Annotated in this window: 24 protein-coding genes and 1 tRNA gene; 16 read left to right on the top strand and 9 right to left on the bottom strand. The window is 69.6% G+C overall.

The genetic code is table 11. The features are described from left to right. The first annotated feature begins 88 nt into the window (after positions 1 to 88). The 6 genes from metG (at position 89) to NFC98_RS10285 (ending at position 6,422) form a co-directional block, all read left to right on the top strand. Entirely contained in the window at positions 89 to 2,131 is a 2,043-nt protein-coding gene (gene metG / locus NFC98_RS10260) for a methionine--tRNA ligase (protein WP_254274899.1), read from the top strand. A 7-nt stretch (positions 2,132 to 2,138) separates the two neighbouring features. After that, positions 2,139 to 2,900 (top strand): RnfABCDGE type electron transport complex subunit B, encoded by a 762-nt coding sequence (locus tag NFC98_RS10265; RefSeq protein ID WP_254274900.1) that lies wholly within the window; start codon positions 2,139 to 2,141, stop codon positions 2,898 to 2,900. A 234-nt stretch (positions 2,901 to 3,134) separates the two neighbouring features. Next, on the top strand, positions 3,135 to 3,770 hold the full coding sequence (nth, locus tag NFC98_RS10270; protein WP_254274901.1) for an endonuclease III: 636 nt from the start codon (positions 3,135 to 3,137) through the stop codon (positions 3,768 to 3,770). A gap of 54 nt (positions 3,771 to 3,824) precedes the next feature. Further along, entirely contained in the window at positions 3,825 to 4,472 is a 648-nt protein-coding gene (locus NFC98_RS10275) for an RnfABCDGE type electron transport complex subunit G (protein ID WP_254274902.1), read from the top strand. Between the two features lie 97 nt (positions 4,473 to 4,569). Beyond that, entirely contained in the window at positions 4,570 to 5,646 is a 1,077-nt protein-coding gene (locus tag NFC98_RS10280; protein ID WP_254274903.1) for a carboxysome shell carbonic anhydrase, read from the top strand. Further along, complete coding sequence (locus tag NFC98_RS10285; protein ID WP_254274904.1) at positions 5,646 to 6,422, top strand: YdcF family protein; 777 nt, start codon at positions 5,646 to 5,648, stop codon at positions 6,420 to 6,422. Before NFC98_RS10280 ends, NFC98_RS10285 begins: the two co-directional genes overlap by 1 nt. A gap of 37 nt (positions 6,423 to 6,459) precedes the next feature. Here NFC98_RS10285 and NFC98_RS10290 read toward each other — a convergent pair whose 3' ends face one another. From NFC98_RS10290 to NFC98_RS10300, 3 genes are all read right to left on the bottom strand, one after another. Then, complete coding sequence (locus tag NFC98_RS10290; protein WP_254274905.1) at positions 6,460 to 7,467, bottom strand: ArsA family ATPase; 1,008 nt, start codon at positions 7,465 to 7,467, stop codon at positions 6,460 to 6,462. A 114-nt stretch (positions 7,468 to 7,581) separates the two neighbouring features. After that, positions 7,582 to 7,884, bottom strand: coding sequence for a cory-CC-star protein (locus tag NFC98_RS10295; RefSeq protein WP_254274906.1), 303 nt, complete (start codon positions 7,882 to 7,884; stop codon positions 7,582 to 7,584). Positions 7,885 to 7,901: 17 nt separating this feature from the next. Beyond that, positions 7,902 to 9,578 (bottom strand): carbon starvation protein A, encoded by a 1,677-nt coding sequence (locus NFC98_RS10300; RefSeq protein ID WP_254274907.1) that lies wholly within the window; start codon positions 9,576 to 9,578, stop codon positions 7,902 to 7,904. A 217-nt stretch (positions 9,579 to 9,795) separates the two neighbouring features. On the opposite strand from NFC98_RS10300, the gene NFC98_RS10305 reads away from it, so the two are divergent. Continuing rightward, entirely contained in the window at positions 9,796 to 10,080 is a 285-nt protein-coding gene (locus NFC98_RS10305) for a hypothetical protein (protein WP_254274908.1), read from the top strand. Between the two features lie 3 nt (positions 10,081 to 10,083). Here NFC98_RS10305 and NFC98_RS10310 read toward each other — a convergent pair whose 3' ends face one another. After that, a complete protein-coding gene (locus NFC98_RS10310; RefSeq protein WP_254274909.1) occupies positions 10,084 to 10,761 on the bottom strand; it encodes a glutathione S-transferase in 678 nt (225 codons plus the stop codon). Between the two features lie 134 nt (positions 10,762 to 10,895). Here NFC98_RS10310 and NFC98_RS10315 point away from each other — a divergent pair, with 134 nt between their 5' ends. Genes NFC98_RS10315 through NFC98_RS10330 form a run of 4 tightly spaced genes read left to right on the top strand, consistent with a single transcriptional unit; the run spans position 10,896 to position 16,320 of the window. After that, a complete protein-coding gene (locus tag NFC98_RS10315; RefSeq protein WP_254274910.1) occupies positions 10,896 to 11,267 on the top strand; it encodes a response regulator transcription factor in 372 nt (123 codons plus the stop codon). Beyond that, on the top strand, positions 11,267 to 13,330 hold the full coding sequence (locus tag NFC98_RS10320) for a 3'-5' exonuclease (RefSeq protein ID WP_254274911.1): 2,064 nt from the start codon (positions 11,267 to 11,269) through the stop codon (positions 13,328 to 13,330). Before NFC98_RS10315 ends, NFC98_RS10320 begins: the two co-directional genes overlap by 1 nt. A 34-nt stretch (positions 13,331 to 13,364) precedes the next feature. Further along, positions 13,365 to 13,562 carry a hypothetical protein gene (locus tag NFC98_RS10325; RefSeq protein ID WP_183329329.1) on the top strand — a complete coding sequence of 66 codons (198 nt, stop codon included), beginning with the start codon at positions 13,365 to 13,367 and terminating at the stop codon, positions 13,560 to 13,562. Positions 13,563 to 13,581: 19 nt separating this feature from the next. Further along, positions 13,582 to 16,320, top strand: a complete 2,739-nt coding sequence (locus tag NFC98_RS10330) for a sensor histidine kinase (RefSeq protein WP_254274912.1) — start codon at positions 13,582 to 13,584, stop codon at positions 16,318 to 16,320. A gap of 45 nt (positions 16,321 to 16,365) precedes the next feature. Here NFC98_RS10330 and NFC98_RS10335 read toward each other — a convergent pair whose 3' ends face one another. From NFC98_RS10335 to NFC98_RS10345, 3 genes are all read right to left on the bottom strand, one after another. After that, positions 16,366 to 17,493, bottom strand: coding sequence for a DUF294 nucleotidyltransferase-like domain-containing protein (locus NFC98_RS10335; protein WP_254274913.1), 1,128 nt, complete (start codon positions 17,491 to 17,493; stop codon positions 16,366 to 16,368). A 151-nt stretch (positions 17,494 to 17,644) separates the two neighbouring features. Continuing rightward, complete coding sequence (locus NFC98_RS10340; RefSeq protein WP_254274914.1) at positions 17,645 to 17,944, bottom strand: HlyU family transcriptional regulator; 300 nt, start codon at positions 17,942 to 17,944, stop codon at positions 17,645 to 17,647. A gap of 78 nt (positions 17,945 to 18,022) precedes the next feature. Next, on the bottom strand, positions 18,023 to 19,243 hold the full coding sequence (locus NFC98_RS10345) for an argininosuccinate synthase (protein WP_254274915.1): 1,221 nt from the start codon (positions 19,241 to 19,243) through the stop codon (positions 18,023 to 18,025). Between the two features lie 168 nt (positions 19,244 to 19,411). Between NFC98_RS10345 and rnt the strand changes: the two genes are divergently transcribed. Next, positions 19,412 to 20,080, top strand: a complete 669-nt coding sequence (gene rnt / locus NFC98_RS10350; protein WP_183329334.1) for a ribonuclease T — start codon at positions 19,412 to 19,414, stop codon at positions 20,078 to 20,080. 244 nt (positions 20,081 to 20,324) lie between these two features. Here rnt and NFC98_RS10355 read toward each other — a convergent pair whose 3' ends face one another. Next, complete coding sequence (locus NFC98_RS10355) at positions 20,325 to 20,660, bottom strand: Grx4 family monothiol glutaredoxin (protein WP_183329335.1); 336 nt, start codon at positions 20,658 to 20,660, stop codon at positions 20,325 to 20,327. A gap of 152 nt (positions 20,661 to 20,812) precedes the next feature. On the opposite strand from NFC98_RS10355, the gene argF reads away from it, so the two are divergent. Continuing rightward, positions 20,813 to 21,733: an ornithine carbamoyltransferase gene (argF, locus tag NFC98_RS10360; RefSeq protein ID WP_254274916.1), complete on the top strand. Its 921-nt coding sequence runs from the start codon at positions 20,813 to 20,815 to the stop codon at positions 21,731 to 21,733. Between the two features lie 115 nt (positions 21,734 to 21,848). Continuing rightward, the gene (locus tag NFC98_RS10365; protein WP_254274917.1) at positions 21,849 to 22,154 is read left to right on the top strand and encodes a hypothetical protein; all 306 of its coding nucleotides are present in this window, start codon (positions 21,849 to 21,851) and stop codon (positions 22,152 to 22,154) included. A 167-nt stretch (positions 22,155 to 22,321) separates the two neighbouring features. Here the strand turns inward: NFC98_RS10365 and NFC98_RS10370 are convergent. Then, positions 22,322 to 22,397, bottom strand: a tRNA-Ala gene (locus tag NFC98_RS10370). Positions 22,398 to 22,591: 194 nt separating this feature from the next. Between NFC98_RS10370 and NFC98_RS10375 the strand changes: the two genes are divergently transcribed. Together NFC98_RS10375 and uvrC are read left to right on the top strand one after the other, a co-directional pair. Further along, positions 22,592 to 23,239: a response regulator gene (locus tag NFC98_RS10375; protein ID WP_254274918.1), complete on the top strand. Its 648-nt coding sequence runs from the start codon at positions 22,592 to 22,594 to the stop codon at positions 23,237 to 23,239. A gap of 10 nt (positions 23,240 to 23,249) precedes the next feature. Next, positions 23,250 to 25,064 (top strand): excinuclease ABC subunit UvrC, encoded by a 1,815-nt coding sequence (gene uvrC, locus NFC98_RS10380; protein WP_254274919.1) that lies wholly within the window; start codon positions 23,250 to 23,252, stop codon positions 25,062 to 25,064. Positions 25,065 to 25,133 lie beyond the last annotated feature (69 nt).

A 25,133-nucleotide genomic window follows, 5' to 3' on the forward strand; every position in this document is an offset into this window, starting at 1 on the left:
AAGCCAATCGCTCGGCGACACGGGTGCAGCCCGGGCCCAAGACGGCTACAATCGAGGGTCTGATTTTCTTGGGAATTCCAGAGCCGACATGTCGAACACCGCACGCCACCCGCGCCAGATCCTGGTCACCAGCGCCCTGCCCTATGCCAACGGCTCGATCCACCTCGGCCACCTGCTGGAATACATCCAGACCGATATCTGGGTGCGATTCCAGAAGAGCCGCGGCCACGAGTGCCACTACGTGTGCGCCGACGACGCCCACGGCACCGCCATCATGCTGCGAGCCGAGCAGGAGGGCATCAGCTCGGAGGCGCTGATCGACCGGGTCTCCCGGGAGCACCAGGCGGACTTCGCCACCTTCGGCGTGGCCTTCGACAACTACCACTCCACCCACTCCGAAGAGAACCGCTACTTCAGCGAGCTGATCTACACCCGCCTGCGCGACGCCGGTCATATCGCCACCCGGGACATCGAGCAGATGTACGACCCGGTGAAGGGCCTGTTCCTGGCCGACCGCTTCATCAAGGGCACCTGCCCCAAGTGCGGGGCGGACGACCAGTACGGCGACAACTGCGAGGCGTGCGGCGCCACCTATACGCCGGCGGAACTGATCGACCCGGTCTCGGCCATCTCCGGGGCGACTCCGGAAGTGCGCAGCTCCACCCACTACTTCTTCAAGCTGCCCGACTTCGCCGACTTCCTCCACGGCTGGATCAGCGACGGCCATGTCCAGCCGCAGATCCGCAACAAGCTGATGGAGTGGTTCGAGGCCGGCTTCAACGAGTGGGACATCTCCCGCGATGCGCCCTACTTCGGCTTCGAGATCCCCGACGCCCCGGGCAAGTACTTCTATGTCTGGCTCGACGCGCCGATCGGCTACCTGGCCAGCTTCAAGAACCTCTGCGAGCGCACGGGCATCGACTTCGACAGCTACTGGAAGAAGGACAGCGACGCCGAGGTCTACCACTTCATCGGCAAGGACATCGTCTACTTCCACGCCCTGTTCTGGCCGGCGATGCTGCATGGCGCCGACTTCCGCACCCCTACGGCGGTCAACTGCCACGGCTTCGTCACCGTCAACGGCGCCAAGATGTCCAAGTCCCGCGGCACCTTCATCAAGGCCGCCACCTACGCGGACCACCTCAACCCCGAGTACCTGCGCTACTACTTCGCCGCCAAGCTCACCTCGCGGGTGGATGACCTGGACCTCAACCTCGAGGACTTCGCCGCCCGGGTCAACAGCGACCTGGTCGGCAAGGTGGTCAACATCGCCAGCCGCTGCGCGGGGTTCGTCAAGAAGCTGGGCAGCGGCCGGCTCTCCGCCCACTGCGCGGAGCCCGAGCTCGTCGCCCGCTTCATCGGTGCCGGCGATGCCATCGCCGAGCAGTTCGAGGCCCGCGAGTTCGGCCGCGCCATGCGCCTGGTGATGGAACTGGCCGACGAGGCCAACACCTACATCGCCGAGGCCGAGCCCTGGGTGCTGGCCAAGCAGGCGGGCCGCGAGCAGGAGGTGCTCGACATCTGCTCGGTGGGCATCAACCTGTTCCGCCAGCTGATGGTCTACCTGGCCCCGGTGGTGCCCGCCATGGCCGAGGGCGCCCGCGAGTTCCTGAAGCTCGACAGCCTCGACTGGCATAGCCGCCACGCGGTGCTGCTGGACCACGAGATCGCCAAGTTCAAGCCGCTGATGACCCGCGTGGAGCGGGAGAAGATCGATGCCATGATGGCGGCATCCAAGGAGGACCTGGTGGAAGAACAGAAGCTCAAGGAGACCCCAAGGGGCCCCTTGGCCGACGCGCCCATCGCCCCCGAGATCGGCTTCGACGACTTCATCAAGGTGGACCTGCGCATCGCGCGGATCGCCAAGGCGGAGTACGTCGAGGGCGCCGACAAGCTGCTCAAGCTGACCCTGGACCTGGGCGGCGAGACCCGCACGGTGTTCTCCGGCATCCGCGCCGCCTATGCCCCCGAGGCGCTGGAGGGCCGGCTCACCGTGATGGTCGCCAACCTGGCCCCGCGCAAGATGCGCTTCGGCCTCTCCGAGGGCATGGTGCTCGCCTCGGCCAACGACGAGGGCATCTACCTGCTCTCGCCCGATGCCGGCGCCGAGCCCGGCCAGCGGGTGACCTGAGGTCGCCGTGAGCCGACGCGAGCGGATCGCGGCCATCGACGCCCTGCTGCCCCAGACCCAGTGCGGCAAGTGCGGCTTCGATGGCTGCCTGCCCTATGCCGAGGCCATCGCCGACGGCGAGCCGATCAACCGCTGCCCGCCGGGCGGCGAGCCCACCCTCGAGCGCCTCGCCACGCTGACCGGCCAGCCGCGCGCCCCCCTGGCGGAGCCCCCCCAGTCGCCGCTGGCCGCGGTGATCCGCGAGGCCGAGTGCATCGGCTGCACCAAGTGCATCCAGGCCTGCCCGGTGGACGCCATCCTCGGTGCGGCCAAGCGCATGCACACGGTGATCACCGATGAGTGCACCGGCTGCGAGCTGTGCGTGGCGCCCTGCCCGGTGGACTGCATCGACCTGGTCCCCCACCCTGCCTGGCAGGCGGCGGAAAGCGAGACCGAGCGCGACGCCTACCTCGCCCGGCGCGCCGAGCTGGGCCGCCTACGTCACCGTGCACGCCAGGCGCGCCTGGCCCGGGAGGCCCGCGAGAAGCGCCTGGAGCGCCAGAAACGGCTGCTGCAGCAGCGCGGACGCCAGGAAACCGCGGGACCGCCGGGCGTGCGGCAGCGGCAGATGGCCGCCAGGGCCGCCGAGCAGGCCGTGAAGCGGGTGCGCCAGCAGCTGGAAAGCGCCCGGCGCCGTGGCGACGCCGAGGCCGAGGCCACCGCCCGCGCCCAGCTCCCCGAGGCCGAGCGGCTGCTGGCCGAGGCCAGAAGCGCGCTGGACAAGAGCTAGTCAAGCTGGTCCCTGTCCGAAAAGCACGCGCCAAAGCCAGTCAAACCCAAAAACCGGACCCGCGGATTTACTGCCAAGGGTAGGGGCGCCGGGGACAGGTCGAAGAGGAGGTCCTACGCCAGGGATGGCGTCGGTAGTGTACAGGGATGTATTCACAGCGCCTCCTCGCAGACCTGTCGCCGGGAAAGCCCCGGATAGTGCTGCAACGCCGCCTTTCCATTGCTACGGACTTCCATGAACGCCCAGAAACGCTTTGAAATCTTCGCGCGGCTGCGCGACCACAACCCCGAACCCACCACCGAGCTGAACTGGACCAGCCCCTTCGAGCTGCTCGCGGCGGTGCTGCTCTCCGCTCAGGCCACCGACGTGGGCGTCAACAAGGCGACGGCCAGGCTCTTCCCGGTGGCCAACACGCCCGAGGCGATCATCGACCTGGGGATCGACGGGCTCAAGGAACACATCAGGACCATCGGCCTCTTCAACACCAAGGCCGAGAACCTGATGAAGACCTGCCACCTGCTTGTGGAGCAGCACGGCGGCGAGGTGCCGAAGACCCGCGCGGCCCTGGAAGCGCTCCCCGGCGTAGGCCGCAAGACCGCCAACGTCATCCTCAACACCGCCTTCGGCCAGCCCACCATCGCCGTGGACACCCATATCTTCCGGGTCGCCAATCGCACCGGGCTCGCCAGGGGCAAGGACGTGGTCGAGGTCGAGAAGAAGCTGCTGCGCCACGTGCCGAAGGAGTTTCGCCAGGACGCCCACCACTGGCTGATCCTCCACGGCCGCTACACCTGCCTGGCGCGCAAGCCGCGCTGCGGCAGCTGCGTGATCGAGGACCTCTGCGAGTTCAAGGAGAAGGTCGAACTCTGAGCGCGGAGAGGCGATAGTGGGAGTGTCCCGCACGCCGCCGAGGAGACACCCCCGATGCCCGTGTCAGCCACCCGCAGGAAACCGGCCCGCCGCCGCCCGGTCCGCCTCGCCATCCCGCTGCTGGTGCTCTGTGGTCTCGGCGCCTCCCCCGGGCAGGCCGAGGACGCCGCCACGCTCGACAGCCCCTACCGGGAAGTGACCGAGGTCGCCCCGCCCGGCTACGACAACGACCTCCTTGGGGACACGCTCTGCCTGCCCGCCGAGCGCCGCATGGGCCACCCGACCCCCTTCGAGGCCTGGCGGGCGCGCACCGCGACCGGCAGCCACGAGGAGCGGATCATCGGCGTGGTGCTGCCGGTGGTAACCGGCCGCGGCTATCACGGCGATATCTCACTGGTGGTCGGCATCGACGCCGAGGGGGCCATCACCGGCGCCCGGGTCACCGAACATCACGAGACCCCGGGACTCGGGGATGCCATCGAGACGCGCCGCAGCGGCTGGATCCGCCAGTTCGACGGCCGCTCTCTGGACGACCCCGCCGGCGGCTGGGCACTGCAGGGGGACGGCGGCGAGTTCGACGGGCTCAGCGGCGCCACGGTCACGGCCCGGGCGGTGGTTAGCGCGGTGCATCAGGCGCTCTGCTACTTCGACGTGCACCGGGAGCGGCTGCTCGCCCCTGACGCGGAGCGCGCCGCCCCCTGAGGCCGGGGCCTCACCGGCAGCCGCGGCTTTGCATCGGCGTCCCGCCTGGTGGACGATAGAGCCCACAACAAGACCATAACGCCACCCGAGCCGGCCCATGCGAATTCACGACCGTCCAATCCAGGAGCGCATCGAGGCGCTGCTGGCCCTCTCGCGGGAGCATGCCGCGACCTACTGCAGCCCCTCGGCATCCCTCTCCCGGGAGCGCTACCTGGCCCGCCACCCCACCCGCATCCTGGCCATGAAGTGCATGGACGGGCGCTTACACCTGCCCCATGCCACCCGCACGCCGCTGGGCATCATCACCCCCTTCCGCAACCTGGGCGGGATCTTCGACCTGGGCTGGCCCTATCTGGGGGAGATCCTCACCGACGCCGTGGGCCAGGCGATACGCGCCGGCAACGGGGTGCTGCTGGTGATCACCTACCACTTCTCTCGGGGCAGCAAGGCGCGAGGCTGCGCCGGCTTCGACTGTGACCACCGGGCCGCCCTGGCCCACGCCCGACAGATCCAGGCCCAGGCGGAGCGGCTGTTCGGGCGCGACCGTCGCAACGTCTACCCGCTGGTCTGCGGGTTCGAGACCGACAGCGACGCCCTGATCGTCCACGGCGAGGACGACGCCACCCTGGACATTGGCACCCTGGCAGAGGATGCCACCCCGAGCCTCGAGCGGCGCCTGGCCTCGCTCTGCCCGGACATGGCCGCGGACATCCGTCGCGACCTGCTGCCGCTGCTCGCCGGCAACCTGGCCCACGTCGCCGCACTGCGGGGCGTGGCCCGCGACCTCGACATCGAGCACCGCGAGTGGGTGATCTGCGTCGGCCGAGGCTTCGACTTCCTCCACCTGCCCAACACCGCCCTGATCATCGGCCCCTACGGCCCCGACCTGGCCGAGCCCATCGGTACCGCCGCCGACATCATCGATGACAACATGGCCGCCGGGCGCATTCCCGACGACGGCTTCATGCTGCTCGCCTCAACGCCCTACCAGGCGGTCGGGGTCGACCGCGCCCGCGCCGAGCTGAAGTCGCGCTTCCTGGCCGACTTCGCCGCCCGGGTGATCCAGCGCCAGCATCCGCGCCTGGCCGAACGCATGCGCAGCCACACCGCCGTGGTGCACTGGCCGACCCGCCGCCTGGAACGGCTCGACGGCAGCACAGGAGGTCCGACCTGATGGAATGGCTCAAGTACCTGCTGCTGCCGCCGCTGGTGAACGTTCTGCTGATCCTGGCGGGGCTGCTGCTGGGCGCACGCCGGCTGTTCGGGGGGCTGCTGCTGACCCTGGGGCTGGCCAGCCTGCTGCTGCTCGCCACCCCCTGGGCCAGCCACGCCCTGCGCCAGGGCCTGGAGCCGCCCCCCCTGCCGGGCCCGACGGCGCTGCGCGGCGCCCAGGCCATCGTGATCCTGGGCGGTGGCCGCGACCATGTCGCCCCGGAGTTCGGCTGGGGCGACGCCCCCGCCAATGCCACCTGGCGGCGACTGGCCTATGGCGCCCACCTGCATCGCGAGAGCGGCCTGCCTATCCTGGTCAGCGGCGGCCGCGTCCACGACGAGCACAGCGCCGAGGCCAGCCTGATGGCCGCGGCGCTGCGCGAGGTGTTCGATGTGCCGGTGCGCTGGATGGAGGGCGAGAGCCGCCGCACGGCGGAGAACGCCCGGTTCAGTGCCGCCATGCTGGGGGCCGCCGGCATCGAGCGGGTGGCGCTGGTCTCCCAGGCCTGGCACCTGCCCCGTGCCGGGGCGGAGTTCGAGCGGGCCGGGCTGACGGTGACCCTCGCCCCCACCGAGTTCGCCAGTGCCCCGCCCGCGGGGCTCCACGGCTGGATTCCCCGCGCCTATCACCTCAACGAAAGCACCCGGGCCCTGCACGAGTGGCTGGGGCGCGCCGTGCTGAAGGTCCGTACCCGCCTGCTGGAGCGCCATCGCGGCGGCGCCGCAGAAGAGGCATAGCCGGCAACGGCACGCGCCCTGGTATCGCGACGCCTCGCTAGAAGCCCTCGCCCTCGAGGCGATCGGCCAGCCCCTCGAGGATCTCGAGCCCCTGGACATCGGTGGGCAGCCAGGGGAGCCGCGGTCGCGGCAGGTGGCCAAGCTCGTCGTCGATGCGCGCCAGGTAGGTCGCTTCCTGCTCGCGGCGGGCGCGCAGGAAGTCGCCGTCGGCCTCCTCGGGGATCACCCGGTTCACCAGGGTGCCGGCCACCGGGATATGCACCTCCTCCAGGGACTGCACGGCACGGACGGTCTCGAGGATCGGCAGGCGTTCGGGAGTCATCACGAACAGGAAGCCCGTCTCCTCGGCGTTCTCGATGCGCCGCCGCGCCCGGTGGAAGAGACGCCGCCGCTCGATGAGGGTGCGCGCCACGTCCCGGGTGCGCTCGTCGAGGTCGGCCAGCGGGTCCTCCTCCGGATCGTCGAGGGGCGAGGCCAGGTCGCGGCCACGCCGGGGCGTCAGGTGCGAGAGCACCTTGCCCAGTTCCTCCGACTTGCGGTTGTGGGCCAGCAGGCCGTCGGTCCAGGCGGCCATGGCTTCGGGCAGGGTCAACAGCCGCAGGGTGTGGCCGGTGGGCGCGGTATCGATGATGATCAGGTCCCAGGGCGCCGCGTCATCGGTGACCAGCCGCGACAACCGCTCCAGCAGGGCCGCTTCCTGGGTGCCCGGGGACTGCCGGGTCAGCCGCATCTGCCGTTCGAGCTCCTTCATCATCTCCGGGGCCGCGTAGCGACGCATCTGCTCGGTGACCCGCGCCAGATGGGCCTCCACCTCGGCGTCCGGGTCGATCTCCATGGCGTCCAGATTGGGCAGCAGCCGACGCGGCGTATCCCCCAGCTCCCGGTCGAAGACATCGCCCAGGCTATGGGCCGGGTCGGTGGAGACCACCAGCACCCGCCGGTCCCGCCGCGCCGCCAGCACCGCCAGGGCCGCCGACACCGTGGTCTTGCCGACCCCGCCCTTGCCGCCCACCCACAGCAGGCGCTTTTCGAGTAGCTCTTTCATATGAGATTCCTTGCTTCTCAAGCTGCAAGCCACGAGGCTGCCCCCCCCCGCATCGCACCCGGCAAGGGTTTCCTTGTCGCTTGCTCCTTGTAGCTTGTTACTGCCCGAAGGGCCTCAGCAGCACTTGAAATGATCCAGCGGCGAGCGCTCCATACCCATCCGTTTGTGCCAGTCGTGGAAGCGCTCCAGCAGCAGGGGCTGCAGCTCCAGGGTGTAGTAGGCCGCCGGGTTGGGTACGCCCATCATCTCCGAGAACACCAGCAGCATGAAGAGGTCGTCCTCGTCTCGCCGGGCGCGGGCGATGGCGCCCCGGTAGCGGGAGGAGTAGACCTCCTCCGCGAAGAAACGGGCCTGGCTTAGCCAGGCCCGAATCCGTTCGAGACGAGGATCACGACCGCGGTCATGATCGTCGTTCATGGGTCACACTCCCGTTGTCACTTCTGCTCGGCGGCCATCTCGGCGCGCGAGCGCTTGAGGGCCGAGGCACACTCCATGGCCACCATGATGGCCGCGACCAGCACCACGATGTCCAGTACCAGCAGGAAGTAGTTGCCCTGCTCGAAGAAGCTGCGCAGCTGGATCAGCAGCGCGGCGATGGTCATCACCAGCAGGAAGCAGAGCGGCACCAGGGTATACATCATCGGACGGCGCAGGCGCACCAGCATCACCGTGATGACCAGCAGGGTCAGGCCGGCCAGCAGCTGGTTGGTGGTGCCGAACAGCGGCCAGATGATCAGGCCGCCGGAGCCGTCGGCACCGCCGGCACCGAAGGCCAGCAGCAGGCAGCTGCCCACGGCCAGCAGGGTGGCGATGGCCGGCTTCTTCATCCAGGCCTGGTTATAGATCTCGCCCCACTCCTGGAAGATGTAGCGCTGCAGGCGCAGGCCGGTGTCCATGGTGGTGCCGGCGAACAGCGCCGCCATCACGGTGAGCAGGGTCGCCGCGGTGGTCTCGGGCAGGCCGATGCCGTTGTGGATGATGAAGGCGCCACCCTCCACGAAGGCGTTGACGCCGCCCTGGCCGAAGCTGGTGTACATCGCCTCCCAGTCGGCCAGGGTGGCGAAGCCGGCGGTGGCCGCGAGGATGGCGGCCAGGGCCAGCATGCCCTCGCCGATGGCGCCGAAGTAGCCGACGAAGCGGGCGTCGGTTTCCTTGTTGAGCTGCTTGGAGGTGGTACCGGAGGAGACCAGGCCGTGGAAGCCGGAGATGGCGCCGCAGGCGATGGTCACGAACAGCAGCGGCAGCAGCGACGGCGTGCCGGCAGGCACATTGTCGTTGAAGGCCGGGGCGACCAGGCTCGGGTTCATCAGCACGATGGCACCGTAGAGCACGATCAGGCCGATGAACAGCTGAAGGCCGTTGATGTAGTCGCGTGGCTGCAGCAGCACCCACACCGGCAGCAGCGAGGCGATGGCGGCGTAGGCGAAGAGGATCAGGATCCACACCGCGTTACCGGAGAGGCCGGCCACCTCGGCGGGCATCTGCAGCGGCACCGAGGGCCCGATGCCGATCAGCGCATAGAGGCAGACCACGCCGATGATGGAGACCATGGGGAGGCTCAGCATGCGGCGGTAGATCAGCTGGCCGATGACCAGGGCCACCAGGATGGCGCCCCACACCGGCACCACGGCGCTGGAGAAGTTCATCATCAGCCCGGCGATCACCACGGCGAACACCGCGTTGACCATCAGCAGCACCAGGAAGATGACGATCATGAAGATGCTGCGGGCGCGCTTGCCCACCACGTCGCCGGTCAGGGCGCCGACGGACTTGGCCTTGTTGCGCACGCTGGACCAGATGGCACCGAAGTCATGCACGCCGGCGAAGAAGATGGTGCCGAACACCACCCACAGGAAGGCCGGCAGCCAGCCCCAGATCACCGCAATGGCCGGCCCCACGATGGGCGCGGCCCCGGCGACCGAGGTGAAGTGGTGGCCCCACAGCACGAAGCGGTTGGTGGGCACGAAGTCGACGCCATCCTCGTACTCGTGGGCGGGCGTCTTGAAGTCGGGATCCAGTCGGTAGATCTTCTCGGCGATGAACTTCGAGTACAGGAAGTACCCGGCCGCCATCGCGGCAAGACCCAGGACCAGTAGGACGATGGCACTCATTCGACACTCCTTGGCGGGAGGGGATCGGCGGATGGGAAGGCGAAATTGCGTCGCCTGCTAAGCAAACAGGTGCCAATGGTCTTACCTTGTGACCGGCAAGTCCATCGGCATGCCCTGATATGAGCACCAGTTGCAACCAAAGTCGTAGAGTCATGGCCACCTGCCGGGCCCTAGGCTGGCGTGACCCTCACCTCACGACCCGGAGCGAACCGAGACGATGCAAGCGCTGATCCTTCCCCTGGCCATGGCGGCTGCCTTCGGCGCCTTCGTCGGCACCCTCTACCGCCTGTCACGGCGCCCGGGCCATGAGCGCCCCCTGCTGTTCACCCTGGTGGGCCTGGTCGCCGGCATCACCGGCTTCCTGCTCCACCAGCTGCTGGTCTGGGTGACCGGCGCCCCGGCCTGGCTGCTGCCGCTGCTGGTGGTGTTCCAGGTGTGGCTCTGGCTGGGCCCGCTGGGTCCCGCCTCGCGCCGCCCCCGCCAGGACCACCCGGGGCGCTGAGGCTCAGCCGAGGCTGAACTCTCCGACCCGGTCGACCGCCCGCCGATAGGCCTCGCGTTCGCGGCAGGCCCCGAGGAATGCCGCCAGCCGCGGGTGCTCATCGAGGCCGCCACCGGCCTCCAGCGCCAGCACCGGGAAGCTCATCTGGATGTCGGCGGCGCTGAAGGCCTCGCCGGCGAACCAGGGGCTCGCCTCGAGCGCCGCTTCCCAGTAGTCCATCAGCTGGCGGACCTGGGGCCCCAGGTACTGCTGCTCCACGCCGCGGGCGAACAGCCGCCCCAGCGGCCTGGCCAGCGCCGGAACCGGCGGCTGGCCGAGCCGGGAGAGGACCAGGCGCATCACCAGCGGCGGCATCGCCGACCCCTCCGCATGGTGCAGCCAGAAGCGGTAGCGCTCGTGGGCCTCGCTGCCCGCGGGCGGGGCCAGCCGGTCGTCCCGGTCATGGTGCGCCACCAGGTAGTCGATGATCGCGCCCGACTCGGCAATCGCCCGGCCGCCGCGCCCCTCGTCGGTGATCACCGGGGACTTGCCGAGGGGGTGGACCGCCCGCAGCGAGGCCGGGGCCAGCAGGGTCGCCGGATCCCGCCGGTAGGTGACGATCTCGTGGTCGACCCCGAGCTCCTCCAGCAGCCAGGCGATGCGCTGCGAGCGCGAGTTCTCCAGGTGGTGCAGCTTGATCATCTCGTGCTCCCGTCGATTCCATGAACCCCGCACCCTAGCACGCCCATCTCGCGCCGTGTCCTGCCAAGGTCGCCTTTGCCGGGGTCGTGGCGCCCACTAGACTGACCCTCAACAACGAATAACAGGAGGTCACCATGGCCAAGGTGCTGGTGGTGGACGATGAGGCCAATATCGTCCTGTCGCTGGAGTTTCTGATGCAGCAGGCCGGCTTCGAGGTGGTCACCGCCGAGGATGGCGAGACGGCCCTGGAGCGTGTCGCCGAGGGCGCGCCGGACCTGGTGCTGCTCGACATCAGCCTGCCGGGGATCAGCGGCTTCGACGTGCTCGAGCGGCTGCGGGCCGACCCCGACCACGCCAGGTTGCCGATCATCATGCTCACGGCCCACGGCCGCGAAGTGGAGCGCGAGAAGGGCATGGCGCTGGGCGCCGACGACTACATCACCAAGCCCTTCTCCACCCAGGCCCTGGTCGACAAGGTCAAGACGCTGCTCGCCGAGGTCTCCTGATGGCAAGACGCCTGTCCGGCCTGCCGCGCCGTCAGCGGCTGATCGGCCTCTGGCTGCTGCTCAGCGGGGTCAGCATCTTCGGGGGAGCGACCTTCGCCCTGTGGCTCGACAGCCTGTTCCATCCCGAGGGGCTGGCCAGGGTGGTGCTCTGGCTGGGCTGCTTCTCCGGTGGCGGCACCATCTTCCTGGTCGGCCTGCTGCTAGAGCGCCAGCTCTTCACCCCGCTGCGCCACCTGCAGGTGCAGCTGGCCCGCCTGGTGGCCAACCCCGATGCCCGGGACGACTACCCCCCCGAGGGCTGGCTGCGGGGCCTCGGCCCCGACCTGGTGCGCGTCCGCGAGGCCTGGCGCACCGACCGGGGCCGGCTGGCCACCGCCCACGCCGAGGGGGCGCGCAGCGCCGCGCGCATCCGCCAGGAGCTCGAGACCCTGCTGCAGGTGCTGGACACCCCCCTGCTGCTCTGCGACCACCACCGCCGGGTGCTGCTCTTCAACCAGGCCGCCGAGGCGCTCTTCGAGGGGCATCACGGCCTGGGACTCGGCAAGCGGCTCGAGACCCTGCTGCCGGCGAGCAGCCTGCAAGATGCCCTGGCCCAGCTCCCCGCCGACGGCACACCCCGGGAGGTGCTGGTGCCCAGCGACGAGCGCTGGCTGCGCGCGGTGCTGCGGCGGGTGCCGAGCAGTAACGGCGAGACCCTGCTGACCCTGACCGACACCACCGCCGCCTGGACCAGCGAGATGGGCGCCCGCGCCGAGCTCCTCGACAGCCTGCCGCGCCTGCGCCGCCACACCGCCAGCCTGGCCAGCGCCGCCGACGCCCTCACCTCACTGGGGGGCGCCACCGGCGACATGCGCCAGCGCCTCGAGGCGGTGATCGACGAGGAGAGCCAGTCGCTGGGGCAGGACATCGAGCAGCTGGGCCAGCTGGTGGAGCGCATGCAGCACGAGGGCGAGCGGCTGGTGCCGCTGTGGTCCAACGATCTCTGGGAGGCGCTCAACGAGCGCGGTAGCGATGCGGCCTGCCGCGTGGTGCCCATCGGCATGCCGGCCTGGGTCAAGGGCGATGCCACGGCGCTGCTGGTGCTGCTCGGCTCGCTGCTGGGGGAGCTGCGAGATCATGCCGGCGACCAGGAGCTGGAAGGCGAGATCTGCCTGGGTAACCGGCGGGTCTACCTCGACCTGGTATGGCGAGGCGCCCCTCTGGGCGAAGGCCAGCTCGCCGAGTGGCAGCAGGTTCACCTCGAGGACCTGCCCCTGGCGCCGCGGGTCGCCGACGTGCTGCGCCAGCACGCCAGCGACGTCTGGAGCCTGGCCGATGCCGACGGCGAGCACGCCCGTCTGCGCCTGCCGCTGCCGGCCACCGAGCGGGTCGGGGCCCCGCGCCCGCGGACCCCGCCGCGGCCCGAGTTCCACGACTTCGGCATCGCCGACCTGCCGGCCCCCGATGCCGAGCTCGCCGCCCGCCCGCTGCGCTCGCTGGAGGTGGTCGCCTTCGATACCGAGACCACCGGCCTGGAGCTGCGCCGCGGCGATACCGTGATCAGCGTCGGCGCCTGCCGGGTGGTCAATGCCCGCCTGCTGGCCAGCGACATCTTCGACGTGCGTGTCGACCCCGGGCGCCCGATCCCGCCGGCCAGCACGGCGATCCACGGCATCACCGACGACGACGTGGCCGGTGCCCCGCCGCTGCCGGTGGTGCTGCCACGCTTCCGCGACTACGTGGGCGACGCCGTGATCCTGGCCCACAACGCCGCCTTCGACCTGCTCGCCCTGCAGCCGCCCGGCGCCGGGGTCGCCCTGGACATGCCGGTGCTCGACACCCTGCTGATCTCCCGGGCCCTGGATGCCAGCCTGGATGGCCACGACCTGGACAGCCTGGCCGACCGCTACGGGCTGAGCTTCCCGCCCGGTACGCGGCACACCGCCCTGGGCGACGCCAGGGTCACCGCCGAGCTGTGGCTGGCGCTGCTGCCCCGCCTGGAGGCCCGGGGCATCGAGACCCTGGAGCAGGCGCTGGCCCTGCAGACCAGCGCCCTGGACAAGGAGGATGCCTGCGCCTCATGACGCCCCCGAGCCGCCAACGGCCGGCCCCCCGGCCATGAACACACCGCGTCTCAAGGAGCGCCTGATCGCCCTGACGGTGCTCGCCACGCTGCTCTTCGCGCCGCCGCTGATGCTGGTCTTCGACCGGCCGGCGGAGGCGGGCCTCTCCTGGCTGCCGCTCTACCTGTTCCTGGCCTGGGTGCTGGTGATCGCCCTGGCGGCCTGGCTGCTCGAACACCGGTCGGGAGACTAGCCATGCGCGAGACGAGCCGATGAGAACCGATGCCGTGGTCCTCTCGGTGGCCTTCGGCTACCTGGCGCTGCTGTTCGTGATCGCCGCCTGGGGCGATCGCCGCGCCGAGCAGGGGCGCTCGCTGATCGGCTCCCCCACGGTCTATGCCCTCTCCATCGCGGTCTACTGCACCGCCTGGACCTTCTACGGCAGCGTCGGCCGCGCCGCGCAGTTCGGGCCCAGCTTCCTGCTCATCTACCTGGGCCCGACCCTGGCGATGCTGATGGCGCCGCTGCTGATCCGCAAGATGGTGCGCATCGCCAGCGCCCAGCGCATCACCTCCATCGCCGACTTCATCAGCGCCCGCTACGGCAAGAGCTCGAGCCTGGGCGCCCTGGTGGCGGTGATCGCACTGATCGGCATCACCCCCTACATCGCGCTGCAGCTCAAGGCGATCACCGTCAGCCATGCGGTGCTGGTCAACTACCCCGAGGCCGCGGAGATGAGCCTCGCCGACGAAAGCTTCTGGGTCGACAAGTCGTTCTGGGTGGCGCTGGTGCTGGCGGTCTTCATCATCCTCTTCGGCACCCGCCACCTGGACGCCAGCGAGCGCCACGAGGGCATGGTCGCGGCCATCGCCTTCGAGTCGCTGGTGAAGCTGCTGGCCTTCCTCAGCGTCGGCGTGTTCACCGTCTTCGTGCTGTTCCACGGGCCCGGCGACCTCTTTGCTCGGGTCGCGGACAGCCCCGCCCTGGTCGGCGCGCTGGGCCTGGAGGCCGTGCCAGGCGGCGCCAGCGGCTGGGTCGGCATGCTGGTGCTGGCGTTCCTGGCCTTCATCACCCTGCCCCGCCAGTTCCAGGTGCTGGTGGTCGAGAACGTCGACGAGCGCCACCTGAAGCGGGCCAGCTGGCTCTTCCCGCTCTACCTGCTGGCCATCAACCTCTTCGTGATCCCCATCGCCATGGCCGGCATGCTGCTGCTGGGCGGCGACGCCGACCCGGACAGCTTCGTGCTGACGCTACCGCTCTCGGCCGGCCTGGAGGGACTGCCGCTGCTGGTGTTCATCGGCGGGCTCTCGGCGGCCACCAGCATGGTCATCGTCGAGACCATCGCGCTGTCCACCATGGTCAGCAACCAGCTGGTGATGCCACTGCTGCTGCGCTCCCGGCACCTGCACCTGAGCACCCGGGGCGAGCTGGCCGGCTGGCTGCTGGGCATCCGCCGGGTGGCCATCGTGCTGATCCTGCTGATGGGGTACCTCTACCATGCGCTGATCGGCGACTCCTACAGCCTGGTGACCATCGGCCTGGTCTCCTTTGCCGCCGCCTGCCAGTTCGCGCCGGCCATGCTGATCGGCATGTACTGGCGGGGCGCCCACCGTCGCGGTGCCGCCGTGGGGCTTATCGCCGGCACCCTGGTGTGGGCCTGGACGCTGCTGATACCGGGCTTCGCCCAGTCGGGCTGGCTGGACGCCGGCTTCCTGGAGCAAGGGCCCTGGGGCATCGGTTGGCTGCGCCCCTATGCGCTGTTCGGCCTGGAGGGCTGGGACATCTACACCCATGCCCTGCTGTGGAGCCTGGTGGCCAACGTCGGCCTGCTGGTGGGCATCTCGCTGTTCTCCCGCCAGACGCCCCTGGAGCAGACCCAGGCCGCGCTGTTCACCGAGGCCATGCACCCCGGCCTGATGGAGACCTCGCTGTGGCACGGCCAGACCACCCGCGGCGAGCTGCGCGCGCTGCTCGACCGCTACCTGGGGGCCAATGCCACGGCCCGGGCCTTCGCGGGCTTCGCCGACGACCCCGACAACGACGACCTGCCGGCGCCGCCGGCGCTGATCGCCCGCGCCGAACAGGCGCTCTCCGGGGCCCTGGGCAACGCCTCCGCGCGGGTGCTGATCAACTCGGTGGTGCGCGGCGAGGCCCTCGACCTGGAGGCGATCCTCAGCATCCTCGACACCACCTCCGAGACCCTGGAGGTCAACCGTCGGCTGGAGCAGAAGTCGCGGGAGCTGGCGCGCACCAGCGAGGAGCTGCGCGCCGCCAACGAGCGGCTGCGGGAGCTGGACCGCCTCAAGGACGAGTTCGTGGCGATGGTCAGCCACGAGCTGCGCACGCCGCTGACCTCGATCCGCGCCTTCGCCGAGATCCTGCGCGACAGCCAGGAGCTGCCCGACGAGAAGCGGGTGCACTTCCTCAACGTGGTGGTGCTCGAGAGCCAGCGGCTGTCGCGACTGATCGAGGAGATCCTCGACCTGGCCCGCCTGGAGAGCGGCCGCCTGACCCTCAACCCCCAGCGCCTCGACCTGGTGGCCCTGGCGCGCCACAGCGTGGACGCCGTGCACCGCCTGCAGGAGGACCGCGGGGTGGCCCTCGAGGTGCAGATCGACGTCGACGAGGCGCCGGTGGTGGGCGACCCGGACCGCCTCGAGCAGGTGATCATCAACTTGCTCGACAATGCCGGAAAGTTCGCCGACCACGACGCGCCGAAGGTGCTGCTGCGCCTGGCGCGCCACAAGAACCACTATCGCCTGGCGGTGGAGGACAACGGCCCCGGCATCGCCATGGAGGAGCGCGAGCGGGTGTTCGAGAAGTTCCACCAGATCCAGCGTCCCGGCGAGAGCCCGGAGAAGACCCGCGGCCGCCCGCGGGGCAGCGGCCTGGGGCTGCCGATCAGCCGCGGCATCGTCGCCCATCTGGGCGGCCGGCTGTGGGTCGAGGACGCCTCCCGCCTGGGCGGCGCCTGCCTGACCATGGAGCTGCCGGAGGCGCCGCCGGCGTAGGTCGCATTCCGCCCACCACTCGATTTCCACGGAGTGCAGTGGCGACTACAGGCGGCGCGCCCACTTCTGCAGGGCCCGGATCTGCTGCAGGTCGTGGCGCAGCAGCAGCCGCTGGTCCTCGCCCAGACGGGACACATCCACCCAGCCATCCGCGCGGCGCCCCTCCCGAAGGCCGCTCAACTGCTCGTCCAGCAGCAGGCCCTGCAGGCGCTCCAGCGCGGCGATCAGCGACCGGGCGTGGGCCGCCGGCAGGGCCTCCTTGACCACCAGGTCGGTCAAGCGCGCCCGGGTATCGCTGGCGGCCACGCCATGACGCAGCGAGAGCAGCCGCACGACATTGACCAGCGGCAGCACGGCCTGGCGCTTGAGGTTGAGGGCACGATCATGGGGGGCCCCCTCGTCGTCACCCGCCAGTCGGCCGAAACGATCCAGGGCCACCGGCAGTTCGTCGAGCAGCGCGGCCATCTCGTCGAGGAAGAGCCCGGCACTGGGCATCAGGCGCGCGACCCGGTCGGCCAGGGCCTCGGCCAGCGCGGGCTCGCCATGGACCGGATGGAAGTCGAGCAGGATATTGGCCTGCTGCACGCGCTTGACCCGTCGGTCGGCGGTCCAGATCGCCAGCTGTTCGCCCCACTCCGAGAGCCGCTTGCGCCACATCGGCCAGCGCGCCATCACGTGACCGCTGCACAGCGGGATCCCCGCCTCGTCCAGGCGCTCGGTGAAGCGCTCGCCCAGCGCCTGGAAGTAGCCGTCGATCTCGGTGTGGCGTGCGTCGGGATAGTCGGCGATGACCATGGCATTGTCCTGGTCCGGCCCCAGCAGGCTCTCGTGGCGACCGCCCGAGCCCAGCACCAGCACGCAGTAGGCCACCGGCGGCGTCCCCCAGCCCTGCCCCTGCATCTCGCTGAGCGAGAGCTGGATAGCCCGCCGGTAGAGCCACGCGTTGTGGTCGCTGATCAGCTGGCTGATCCGCCAGGCCGGCAGGTCGAGACGGATCAGCGCCTCGGCCAGCCGCGGCTGCCAGGCGTGGGCTCGGGCCAGCTCGGGCTCGGGGCCCAGCTCGATCAGGGCATCGCGCAGCGGGCCAAGCAGCGGCGGCAGGCGGCCGGGGTCGGGCAGGAGGTCATCGGCGAAGAGCCTTCGCCAGGACGAGGCACGGTGGAGCAGGCGCATGGCGGTTCCGTGTCGGCGGCTTGCGGGAGTCATGGGATCCCAGTGTAACCAGCGACACGGGACGGGACACTTGGGCCAAGGGCGAAGGGCCCGCCCTGCAACGACGACGGCGCCCCGTGGGGCGCCGTCGCGAACGGGCAAGGGCAGCGGCTCAGCGCGGTGCGAACATGTCGTCGCCCACCTCGTCGATGAAGCGCTGGGCCTTGCTGACCATCAGCTCGTCACAGGCCTCGCGACCGGGCACCATGTCGGAGCGCTCGAAGCGGTGCGCCTGCTCCTCTCCGTTGGCCCCCGGCTTGCGGATCCAGCCGCTGACGCGGTACTGGCCGCCCTGGTCGGCGGGCTCCGAGACGATCAGGTAGCCCTTGTACTCGACCGGCTCGGCGGCCGCGGCGTTGCCGGGCCGGGCGTCGCCGCCGCCGAACAGGCCGGATAACAGCTTCTTGAACATGGGTCTCTCCCGGGTCATCGCGCTCGGGGCAGGACGCCGGCCTGGGCCGGCGTCCGGGAGCGCGGTTCGAGGCGCCGCTCAGTCCTGCTTGCGGCCCTTGCCGGCGGCGATGCGCAGGCGCAGAGCGTTGAGCTTGATGAAGCCCTCGGCATCCTTCTGGTCGTAGGCGCCGGCATCGTCCTCGAAGGTGGCGATGGACTCGTCGAACAGCGACTGGTCGGACTTGCGGCCGGCCACAGTGGCGTTGCCCTTGTAGAGCTTCATGCGCACCACCCCGGAGACGTTCTTCTGGGTCTCGTCGATGGCCGCCTGCAGCATGCGGCGCTCCGGGCTCCACCAGTAGCCGTTGTAGATCACCTCGGCGTACTTGGGCATCAGCTCGTCCTTGAGGTGGGCCTCCTCGCGGTCCAGGGTGATCGACTCGATGGCGCGGTGGGCGCGCAGCATGATGGTCCCGCCGGGGGTCTCGTAGCAGCCCCGGGACTTCATGCCGACGTAGCGATTCTCGACGATGTCGAGGCGGCCGATGCCGTTGTCGCCGCCCAGCTTGTTGAGGGTCTCGAGCACCTCGTGGGGCCGCATCGGCGTGCCGTCGATGGCCACGATGTCGCCCTTCTCATAGGTCAGCTCCACGTAGGTGGGCGTATCCGGGGCGGCCTCGGGCGAGACACTCCAGCGCCACATGTCCTCCTCGGCCTCGGCCCAGGGGTCCTCGAGGAGGCCGCCCTCATAGGAGATATGCAGCAGGTTGGCGTCCATGGAGTACGGCGACTTCTTCTTGCTCTTGGAGAAGTCGACCGGGATCTCGTGCTTCTCGCAATAGGCCATCAGCTTCTCGCGGGAGGTGAGGTCCCACTCGCGCCAGGGGGCGATCACCTTGACGCCCGGCTTGAGGGCATAGGCACCCAGCTCAAAGCGGACCTGGTCGTTGCCCTTGCCGGTGGCGCCGTGGGAGATGGCGTCGGCACCGGTCTGGTTGGCGATCTCGATCAGGCGACGGGCGATCAGCGGGCGCGCGATGGAGGTGCCGAGCAGGTACTCGCCCTCGTAGATGGTATTGGCGCGGAACATCGGGTAGACATAGTCGCGCACGAACTCCTCGCGGAGATCCTCGATGTAGATCTCCTTGACGCCCAGGGCCTGGGCCTTGGCGCGGGCCGGCTCGACCTCCTCGCCCTGGCCGATGTCGGCGGTGAAGGTCACGACCTCGCAGTTGTAGGTCTCCTGCAACCACTTGACGATAACGGAGGTGTCCAGGCCGCCGGAATAGGCGAGCACGACCTTCTTGACATCGGACATTCGGGGGCTCCTTGTGATGAACGTCTTGAGGGGGGCAAGTATAGCGCGGCAGACGCCGAGCGAATACCGGCCGCGGGACGTCCCGAAACCAAGCTGCTAGACTTGCGCGGATTCGAGGCCGCGCCTTCGGGAGGTGGTCGACACAGGAGTCCGATCGAGGAGAGGTGCATGAGCGAGGCGATCGCCCGCGAACTGATGGCGCAGCGATTCCGCAGCTTCCTGCCGGTGGTGGTAGACCTGGAAACCGGCGGCTTCGATGCCGCCCGCGACGCGATACTGGAGATCGCCGCGGTGACCCTGACCATGGACGCCGAGGGCAACCTGCTGCCGGAGGCCACCTATGCCTTCCATGTCAGGCCCTTCGAGGGAGCCAACGTCGAGCAGTCGGCGCTGGACTTCACCGGCATCCGACTCGACGACCCGCTGCGCCAGCAGGTGGCCCTCGGCGAGTCGGAGGCGCTCAACGAGATCTTCCGCCCGGTGCGCAAGGCGATCAAGGCCCACGGCTGCACCCGAGCGGTGCTGGTCGGCCACAACTCGGCCTTCGACCACGGCTTCCTCAACGCGGCGGTCACCCGCTGCGGCATCAAGCGCAACCCCTTCCACCCCTTCTCCAGCTTCGATACCGCCTCCCTGGCGGGCCTGGTCTACGGCCAGACGGTGCTGGCCCGGGCGTGTCGCGCCGCCGGCATCGAGTTCGACAACAGCGAGGCCCACTCCGCGCGCTATGACACCGAGCGCACCGCCGAGCTGTTCTGCGCCATGGTCAACCGCTACAAGGAACTGGGCGGCTGGGCCCAGGCCCAGCGCGAGCAGGGGATGGACGAGCAGCCGTAAGCACCGAGCGCCGAGCGCCGAGCGCCGAGCGCCGAGCGCCGAGCGCCGAGCGCCGAGCGCCGAGCGCCGAGCAGGATGATACCCCCTCCATCCCAGGCGTGAACGAAGAAACCCCGTCAGTTCAACACCGACGGGGTTTCTCGTTTTTCGCCTCGACGCTTGCTGCCCGTTGCCTTGCAGCAGGGCGCTAGGCGCTTGTAGCTGGGCGCTGCCCGAAGGGCGCTAGGCGCTACCCGAAGGGCGCTCAGGCGTCGTCCTTGTGCTTCGCCGCGGTCTCCTTGATCAGCTTCTCGAGCTCGCCGCTCTGGTGCATCTCGACCACGATATCGCAGCCGCCGACCAACTCGCCCTCTACCCACAGCTGGGGGAAGGTGGGCCAATTGGCGACCTTGGGCAGCTCGGCGCGGATGTCCGGGTTGTCCAGCACGTTGACGAAGGCGAACCGCTCGCCGCAGGCCATCAGCGCCTGGACGGTCTGGGCGGAGAAGCCGCACTGGGGCAGCTGCGGCGTGCCCTTCATGTAGATCAGGATGGGATTCTCGCTGATCTGGCGCTGGATGTTCTCGACGGTGGTGCTCATGACGTCTCCTTTTCTCGTTGGACCGGGACCGACGAGCAATACCCGAGTACGCCGGTCGGCCTTGTGGATGGGAGCCATTCTACTGATGCCGGGCGCGTTGCGCATCCCCCGGCGGCTGGCTAGGATGGTCGTTTTTCCCGTGGAGCGACCCCATGGCCACCCGCCATTTCCTGACCCTGCTCGATCTCAGTCCGGAAGAGCTGCGCTACCTCATCCAGCGCGCCATCACCATCAAGAACGGCCTGAAGACCCACGGGCCGACCTATACCCCCTTCGCCAACCGGACCCTGGCGATGATCTTCGAGAAATCCTCGACCCGCACCCGCGTCTCCTTCGAGACCGCCATGGCCCAGTTCGGTGGCCACGCGCTGTTCCTCTCCTCCCGCGACACCCAGCTGGGCCGCGGCGAGCCGATCGGCGATACCGCCCGGGTGCTCTCGGAGATGGTCGACGCGGTGATGATCCGCACCTTCTCCCACGAGGGGCTGGAAGCGTTCGCCGCCGCCAGCACGGTCCCGGTGATCAACGCCCTGACCGATGACTACCACCCCTGCCAGCTGCTCGCCGACGTGATGACCTGGACCGAGCTGCGCGGCAGCGTCAAGGACCGCACCGCGGTGTGGATCGGCGACGGCAACAACATGTGCCACTCCTGGATCAACGCCGCCCGCCAGTTCGACTTCCGGCTGCGCGTCTGCTGCCCCAAGGGCTACGAGCCGCGCCAGGACATCCTGGCGGCCGCCGGCGACCGGGTCACCCTGCTGCACGACCCGGCCGAGGCGGTGGTGGACGCCGACCTGGTCACCACCGACGTCTGGGCCTCCATGGGCCAGGAGGAGGAGCAGGCCAGGCGCGAGGCCGACTTCGCCGGCTTCCAGGTCACCGAGGCCCTGCTCGACCGCGCCAGGCCCGACGCCCTCTTCCTCCATTGCCTGCCCGCCCACCGCGGCGAGGAGATCAGCGAGACCCTGCTCGACGACCCCCGCGCCGTGGTCTGGCAGGAGGCCGGCAACCGCCTGCACGCCCAGAAGGCACTGATCGAGTTCCTGCTGCTGGGCCGCGTCGAGGGCTGAGGCGTCCTCTCGAGGGGTGTCGACCTCGGCACCCTCTCTTAGACTTTCGTTGCGTTCGACCTTGGTGGTATACTGCACCGCAATACACTCCAGCGTGTAAGAGGAATTGCGGCTCATGATGATCGACACCTCCCCTACCGCCGGCATGCAGCGCAGCCTGCGCCAGTGTCTCTCGAGCATGGCGGCCCTGCTCTACCATCACGGCCACGTGCTCGAGACCGTCTCGATCCCCCATCGCGGCCTCGACCGCAATGACGTGGCGACCCTCTCCAGCGCCTCCAGCGAGTGGCAGACCTGCCAGAAGGTGCTGGTCAACAGCGATGCCGCCTCCTGGAACGAGCACAACCGGCTGGTGCTCACGCCCCTGGGCCGCGAGCTGCTCTTCGACATGTTCGGCGAAGGCGCCGCCGACTGCGCCTGACCCACACGGCTGACACCGCCTTGCTCATCGGCCCCGCCCGGCCCTGCCGCGGCGGGGCCGATGCGTTGCGGGCCCGGACTCGTCCACGGATCAGCCATCGCCCCGGCGAGCGCGCACGAAAAAGCCGCCTGGCGGATGCGCCAAGCGGCTGATTCGAGATGTCTTGTTGGTGGAGCCTAGCGGGATCGAACCGCTGACCTCAACACTGCCAGTGTTGCGCTCTCCCAGCTGAGCTAAGGCCCCACGCTGTCTCGCCTTGCGAGAACGAGGGGAATGATACGCAGCCCGCCTGGCATCGTCAACCCCCTGCCAGGAAGATCGTCCCGATCCCCAAGTAGACTTTCCAGCCAATGCCGAGTTGTGCCACTCTTTGACATGAGAGCCGAAACTCACCCCAGTCTCAATCCGACCACCCCAGACGTTCAGGAGCCGCTGCCTTGATCCGGGTACTGATAGCCGATGACCATCACCTGGTAAGGACCAGCATCGCCCACCTGCTGAATGCCGAAGCGGATATCAGCGTGGTCGGCGAGGCCGCCAATGGCGAGGACGCCATCGCCGAGACCCGGCGCCTGGAGCCGGACGTGGTGCTGATGGACATCCGCATGCCCGGCATCGGCGGCCTGGAGGCCACCCGCAAGATCCACCGCACCATGCCCGGCACCCGCGTGCTGGTGCTGACCGCCTGGCTCGAGGAGACCTTCGCCCAGCGCCTGCTGGATGCCGGGGCCTACGGCTTCCTCGGCAAGGGCTCCCAGCACGACGAGATGGTCACCGCCATCCGCGGCGTCTTCGCGGGACAGCGCTACGTCAGCCCGGAGATCGCTCAGCGGCTGGTGCTGTCGCGCATCGATGCCCCGGACAACCCCTTCGACCAGCTCTCCCAGCGCGAGATGCAGGTCGCCATGATGATCGTCAACTGCCAGAAGGTCGCCGACATCTCCGACCGGCTGTTCCTCAGCCCCAAGACGGTCAACACCTATCGTTACCGGATCTTCGACAAGCTCGGCGTGCATACCGACGTGGAGCTGACCCACCTGGGGCTGCGGCACGGGCTGGTGGAAGGCTTTGCCAGCGTCGAGTGACCCGCACGCCATGAGTTTCGACCACCGCCGCTTCCTGGGCGCCGTCAGCGAGGCTCCCGGCGTCTACCGCATGCTGGACGACCGAGGCGACACCCTCTACGTCGGCAAGGCGCGCCGCCTGAAGGCACGCCTGGCCAGCTACTTTCGCGGCGCGCTCAACACCAAGACCCAGGCCCTGGTGGCCCGCATTGCCGACATCCAGGTCACGGTGACCAACAGCGAGACCGAGGCGCTGCTGCTGGAACAGACCCTGATCAAGGAGCTGCGCCCGCCTTACAACATCCTGCTGCGTGACGACAAGTCCTACCCCTTCGTGTTCGTCACCGACCGCCATCCCTTCCCGGCGCTGGAGTACAAGCGCGCCCGGCAGCGCCGCGACGACGGCCGCTATCTGGGCCCCTACCCCAGCAGCCTGGCGGTGCGCGAGAGCCTGTCGCTGATGCAGAAGATCTTCCGCATCCGCAACTGCGAGGACAGCGTCTTCGCCCACCGCACCCGCCCCTGCCTGCAGTACCAGATCCAGCGTTGCAGCGCCCCCTGTGTCGGCCTGATCGGCGAGGCGGACTACCGCCGCGACCTCGAGCATGCCGTGCAGTGCCTGGAGGGCAGGAGCGAGCAGGTGACCAGCGAGCTGACCGAGGCGATGGAGGCCGCCAGCCGCGAACTCGCCTTCGAGGAGGCAGCCCGGCTGCGCGACCAGATCCAGCAGCTGCGCCAGCTGCAGCAGCGCCAGTTCGTCGATACCGGCGACGGCGATGCCGACGTCTTCGCCCTGGCCAGCCGCCCGGGCACGCTGTGCATCTCGGTGCTCAGCGTCCGCCAGGGGCGGCTGCTGGGCGCCCGCCACCACACGCCGGCCAACGGGCTCGACCTGGCGCCGGAAGCGCTGCTCGGCGAGTTCGTCAGCCAGTACTACCTGGGCCAGGCCCGGGAGATCCCCCGGGAGGTGATCACCAGCCACCCCCTGCCCGATGCCGCGCTGATCGGCCGGGCACTCAGCGAGCGCGCCGGCCGGCGCGTGCGCCTCACCGACCAGGTCCGAGGCCACCGCGCCCAGTGGCGGGAACTGGCGCGCACCAACGCCGAGCAGCAGCTGGCCGGCCAGCTGGCCAACCAGGCGCAGCTCACCCGGCGCTTCGAGGCACTGCGCGACGCCCTGGGGCTCGAGGCCACGCCGCGCCGGCTGGAGTGCTTCGACATCAGCCACAGCCACGGCGAGGCCACCGTGGCCTCCTGCGTGGTGTTCGACGAGAACGGCCCCCGCAAGTCCGACTATCGGCGCTTCAACATCGAGGGGGTGGCGGCCGGCGACGACTACGCGGCCATGCGCCAGGCGCTGGTCCGGCGCTTCCGGCGCCTGGCCGATGGCGAGGGCGAGCGCCCCGACGTGTTGATCGTCGACGGCGGCAAGGGACAGCTCAACCTGGCCCGAGAGGTGTTCGAGGAGCTCGGGGTCAGCGGCATCGGGCTGCTGGGGGTCGCCAAGGGCACCACGCGCAAGGCGGGGCTCGAGACGCTGTTCCTTGAGACCGTGGACCGCACCCTCGACCTGGACGGCACCTCCCCGGCCCTGCACCTGGTCCAGCATATCCGCGACGAATCCCACCGCTTCGCCATCACCGGCCACCGCACCCGGCGCGACAAGGCCAGGCGCACCTCCACCCTGGAGGGCATCCCCGGCGTCGGCCCCCGGCGGCGGCGCGAGCTGCTGCGCTTCTTCGGCGGCCTGCAGGGAGTGAAGCAGGCCAGCCGCGAGGAACTGGCGCGCGTCCCCGGCATCAGCGCCACCCTCGCCGAGGCGATTCATCGCGCCCTGCATGGATGACGAGCGCCAAGGCGGATAGAATGTCCGGGCGCCCCGGCACCACCCCACCGACCGGCAAGGACTGCGTCA

This window comes from Halomonas sp. 3H, from assembly GCF_024206005.1.
Taxonomy (GTDB): domain Bacteria; phylum Pseudomonadota; class Gammaproteobacteria; order Pseudomonadales; family Halomonadaceae; genus Halomonas; species Halomonas campaniensis.

What these genes read in the sequence shown, in the direction of transcription:
- NFC98_RS10335 (WP_254274913.1), bottom strand. Translation starts at nt 17,493, where the DNA reads ATGCGCCTGCTCCACCGTGCCTCGTCCTGGCGAAGGCTCTTCGCCGAT.
- rnt (WP_183329334.1), top strand. Translation starts at nt 19,412, where the DNA reads ATGAGCGAGGCGATCGCCCGCGAACTGATGGCGCAGCGATTCCGCAGC.
- NFC98_RS10290 (WP_254274905.1), bottom strand. Translation starts at nt 7,467, where the DNA reads ATGAAAGAGCTACTCGAAAAGCGCCTGCTGTGGGTGGGCGGCAAGGGC.
- NFC98_RS10280 (WP_254274903.1), top strand. Translation starts at nt 4,570, where the DNA reads ATGCGAATTCACGACCGTCCAATCCAGGAGCGCATCGAGGCGCTGCTG.
- NFC98_RS10330 (WP_254274912.1), top strand. Translation starts at nt 13,582, where the DNA reads ATGAGAACCGATGCCGTGGTCCTCTCGGTGGCCTTCGGCTACCTGGCG.
- NFC98_RS10275 (WP_254274902.1), top strand. Translation starts at nt 3,825, where the DNA reads ATGCCCGTGTCAGCCACCCGCAGGAAACCGGCCCGCCGCCGCCCGGTC.
- NFC98_RS10365 (WP_254274917.1), top strand. Translation starts at nt 21,849, where the DNA reads ATGATGATCGACACCTCCCCTACCGCCGGCATGCAGCGCAGCCTGCGC.
- NFC98_RS10305 (WP_254274908.1), top strand. Translation starts at nt 9,796, where the DNA reads ATGCAAGCGCTGATCCTTCCCCTGGCCATGGCGGCTGCCTTCGGCGCC.
- NFC98_RS10300 (WP_254274907.1), bottom strand. Translation starts at nt 9,578, where the DNA reads ATGAGTGCCATCGTCCTACTGGTCCTGGGTCTTGCCGCGATGGCGGCC.
- nth (WP_254274901.1), top strand. Translation starts at nt 3,135, where the DNA reads ATGAACGCCCAGAAACGCTTTGAAATCTTCGCGCGGCTGCGCGACCAC.
- NFC98_RS10320 (WP_254274911.1), top strand. Translation starts at nt 11,267, where the DNA reads ATGGCAAGACGCCTGTCCGGCCTGCCGCGCCGTCAGCGGCTGATCGGC.
- NFC98_RS10325 (WP_183329329.1), top strand. Translation starts at nt 13,365, where the DNA reads ATGAACACACCGCGTCTCAAGGAGCGCCTGATCGCCCTGACGGTGCTC.
- argF (WP_254274916.1), top strand. Translation starts at nt 20,813, where the DNA reads ATGGCCACCCGCCATTTCCTGACCCTGCTCGATCTCAGTCCGGAAGAG.
- uvrC (WP_254274919.1), top strand. Translation starts at nt 23,250, where the DNA reads ATGAGTTTCGACCACCGCCGCTTCCTGGGCGCCGTCAGCGAGGCTCCC.
- NFC98_RS10295 (WP_254274906.1), bottom strand. Translation starts at nt 7,884, where the DNA reads ATGAACGACGATCATGACCGCGGTCGTGATCCTCGTCTCGAACGGATT.
- NFC98_RS10285 (WP_254274904.1), top strand. Translation starts at nt 5,646, where the DNA reads ATGGAATGGCTCAAGTACCTGCTGCTGCCGCCGCTGGTGAACGTTCTG.
- NFC98_RS10355 (WP_183329335.1), bottom strand. Translation starts at nt 20,660, where the DNA reads ATGAGCACCACCGTCGAGAACATCCAGCGCCAGATCAGCGAGAATCCC.
- NFC98_RS10315 (WP_254274910.1), top strand. Translation starts at nt 10,896, where the DNA reads ATGGCCAAGGTGCTGGTGGTGGACGATGAGGCCAATATCGTCCTGTCG.
- NFC98_RS10340 (WP_254274914.1), bottom strand. Translation starts at nt 17,944, where the DNA reads ATGTTCAAGAAGCTGTTATCCGGCCTGTTCGGCGGCGGCGACGCCCGG.
- NFC98_RS10310 (WP_254274909.1), bottom strand. Translation starts at nt 10,761, where the DNA reads ATGATCAAGCTGCACCACCTGGAGAACTCGCGCTCGCAGCGCATCGCC.
- metG (WP_254274899.1), top strand. Translation starts at nt 89, where the DNA reads ATGTCGAACACCGCACGCCACCCGCGCCAGATCCTGGTCACCAGCGCC.
- NFC98_RS10345 (WP_254274915.1), bottom strand. Translation starts at nt 19,243, where the DNA reads ATGTCCGATGTCAAGAAGGTCGTGCTCGCCTATTCCGGCGGCCTGGAC.